The organism is Candidatus Magnetaquicoccus inordinatus (assembly GCF_004217665.1).
In the GTDB taxonomy this organism is placed as follows: domain Bacteria; phylum Pseudomonadota; class Magnetococcia; order Magnetococcales; family Magnetaquicoccaceae; genus Magnetaquicoccus; species Magnetaquicoccus inordinatus.
In genome coordinates this window covers 1-2,677 of sequence record NZ_RXIU01000327.1, presented here as the reverse complement: position 1 = coordinate 2,677, position 2,677 = coordinate 1, and the positions used below count along the sequence as shown (strand labels likewise).

Annotated in this window: 4 protein-coding genes and 1 pseudogene; 3 read left to right on the top strand and 2 right to left on the bottom strand. The window is 52.1% G+C overall.

What is annotated here, in order from left to right; translation table 11 throughout:
• Together EJP87_RS18045 and EJP87_RS15260 are read left to right on the top strand one after the other, a co-directional pair.
• Positions 1-311, top strand: a 311-nt coding sequence (locus EJP87_RS18045; RefSeq protein WP_193771436.1) for a hypothetical protein, incomplete at its 5' end; no start/stop codon positions are given.
• Positions 304-486 (top strand): hypothetical protein, encoded by a 183-nt coding sequence (locus EJP87_RS15260; protein WP_130472719.1) that lies wholly within the window; start codon positions 304-306, stop codon positions 484-486. The genes EJP87_RS18045 and EJP87_RS15260, both read left to right, overlap by 8 nt.
• Before the next feature lie 6 nt (positions 487-492).
• Here EJP87_RS15260 and def read toward each other — a convergent pair whose 3' ends face one another.
• Together def and EJP87_RS15250 are read right to left on the bottom strand one after the other, a co-directional pair.
• Positions 493-1,002 carry a peptide deformylase gene (def, locus tag EJP87_RS15255; protein WP_130472718.1) on the bottom strand — a complete coding sequence of 170 codons (510 nt, stop codon included), beginning with the start codon at positions 1,000-1,002 and terminating at the stop codon, positions 493-495.
• Positions 1,003-1,046: 44 nt separating this feature from the next.
• Positions 1,047-1,601: a glycine cleavage system transcriptional repressor gene (locus tag EJP87_RS15250; RefSeq protein WP_130472717.1), complete on the bottom strand. Its 555-nt coding sequence runs from the start codon at positions 1,599-1,601 to the stop codon at positions 1,047-1,049.
• A 68-nt stretch (positions 1,602-1,669) separates the two neighbouring features.
• Between EJP87_RS15250 and EJP87_RS15245 the strand changes: the two are divergent.
• Positions 1,670-2,677: pseudogene (locus tag EJP87_RS15245) on the top strand (hypothetical protein); the annotation flags it as partial.

Here is a 2,677-nt window from a genome sequence, read left to right as displayed (position 1 = left end):
TCATACTGGTTAAACCTGGTCGTCATCAGTTGCGTGTCGAGCTGTTCACGCAACAGGGTGACAAAGCCGGTACACTCCATTTTCCAGAGATTGCCGCTGTGCAGCAGGGTACAGCACCTCTTTACACAGCATCTGTGCCCATTAAAGGCCGTTTTACAACGGGATTATGGTTTTTCAAGATCCAGGATCAAATTGATCATGGCACGTGGTATGCTTTGGATACCCTAGCAATTATGGTTCTGCAGGCAACTCCAGAAACAAAGCAGAACAAAGCACAGCCGCGACAACATCATGGTGAAGAAGATGAGTAAAACATTTCAAGAAGAGCAACAATTGCGTTTGCTGGGCATGTATGAGCGCACCTGTGGCGAGATGCCTCCAGCCGATCTGTTGGATGCCGAGAGCTCCCGACAACTGGTGCGTCAACTCTCCAAACGCTATGACAAAAACAGACCGCTGGACGGCAAAAAGAACAAGCGGCACTGACAAGAGTTAAAGACGATTTTTCCGCAAAAACAGATCGGTTTTACGGCTGACAATGCGGTCGGTAAACAGACGACCGTCCAAATGGTCGATTTCATGCTGCATGACCCGTGCTTCAAAGCCGGAGAGGTCAAGAGTCTGTTCCACGCCATTGCGATCTTGAAAGCGAACACGGATCGTCTGGGCACGCAGCACATTGCCTGTATAATCGGGTAATGAGAGACACCCTTCGCGTCCAATATCGGTTTCCGACCATTGCAAAATCTCTGGATTGATCACCACCAGTTGACCATGATGCTGTGCAGGTGGTTTACGTCCGTTGCCGCAGTCCATCACCAATAGACGCAAAGCATGGCCGGTTTGTGGTGCGGCCACGCCAACACAGGCCGGCAGTGCCGCCATTGTCTCCAGGAGATCGTCGATCAGTTGCTGCAGTGCAAGTGCAGAAAAATCATTGATTTCTTCTGCGTATGCACGCAGACGAACATCCGGGTAGGTAAGAATCTCCAGTATAGCCATAGAACAAACTTGGTTTGGCGCTGAAAAGAGGGTTATACTCGCCGCTACATCAGGGAGGAGTCGGCAAGACGCAGATGGATTTCAACATGCAGCAGGGCTTCCAACTGAGAGAGACCAGGTTGCAATTGCTGCTGCAGGTCGATATGTGCCGGTGCTTCCACTTCGATCACCATGGAATATATAGGTTGCTGCGTCGGTCCAAGCACTCGTGTATACAGATCGACAATATTGCACTGCTGATCGGCTAAAAATTGGGTTACCCGATAGACAATTCCCGGTTGATCGGCACCCAACAGGCTCAAAGTAGCCGATTGCAAAGAGTCTGCTTGTGCAGCGATGAGTGCATTCTGAGCCGGAAGGGGTTGCACCTGAATCAGCAACTCCATCTGTGTGGAGAGTTGCTGAAAGCGTTCAGAGAGTGCCGCCGGTGTGAGAGAAAGGGGAAGTTGCAGAATGAGCATGACCGTAAACTCTCCACCCAAACGGGTCATGCTGGAGTCAGCAATATTGCAGCCCGTTTCATACAACACTTGGGTCGTGCGGGCAACCATGCCGGGTCGATCCCGGCCAGTAACGGTCAAGAGAGCATAGTTGTTCATGGCAAAAGGGTGAACGGTTTACCATGCTTCCGTCAAGATAAAAAAAACAGGATATGCCATTTTAGCTCATGGATACCTCGACACATCGCGAGCAACAGCTTTTTTTGATCATGGGTGGAGTAATCCTGACCTTGATTATTGGAGTGGCTATCTTTGATTTATTGGAAAAATCAGGTGGCAGCGATCTGGCTTTTGAAGAGCCGCGTCCTGTGGTCAAACAGCCTGTAGCCACTCCGGCCAACAATAATAAAAAACAGGATTGGGTCGATGCCATGGCCCCGGCTCCGGTGTTTCAATCCTCGGCAGCAGCAGCGCCAGTTGCCAATTCTGCCCCGGCAGCAGCACTCCCCCCCTCCTCCCCAGCGGAAACATCCGTTGCCGCCAACCCAATTTCTGGCAAAGGGATAACTGCTGCCACTGCTACTGCTCCCTCCTCTGCTGTTGCTGAGACGAGCACCAACAAAACAGCTCCCACTCTTGCCGCTGCTCTGCCTGAGCCAATTGCTCCTCTGCCCACTGCCTCCAGTGCCAAAGCGGCAAACACCTCTCCGCTCCCTGGTGGGACAGCAGTTGCAGAGAGCAAACCCGTAACCAACGCCGGCTTGTCTCTGCAGCCGACGACCGCAAACCAACCTTCCGCTTCCAAACCTGAGCGGGCAAAAGTAGGCGATCTAACCTTTGCAATGATCCCGGAACCAACTCAGGAAGAGGCAGCAATGGCCTCTTCTCCCCAGACAACTGCGCCATCTTTGGAGAGTTGGTCACCCAATGCTGCCACCGTAGAAGCAAATCGGCTGATTGTCGGCGGAGAACGAGAAGCCACTCAGGCAGCAACAACAGCAACTGCGGAGGAAAAAGGCAAACAGCCTCCCGGCAAGCAGGAACAAGAGAGCCGAAAACAGATGCCAATCCCTGTGGCAGTTGCCAAAAGCAGCTTGCCTGAGGAGAACAACCAGGAAAAAGGATCCCGTCTCTCGTCCAGGGGAGTTTCACGTGCTTTTACCATGGGACTGGGCAGAGCAGCCTCTTCTGCTTATGCTGCCAATGAGGTGGAATTATCACCACAAACCCCTTTA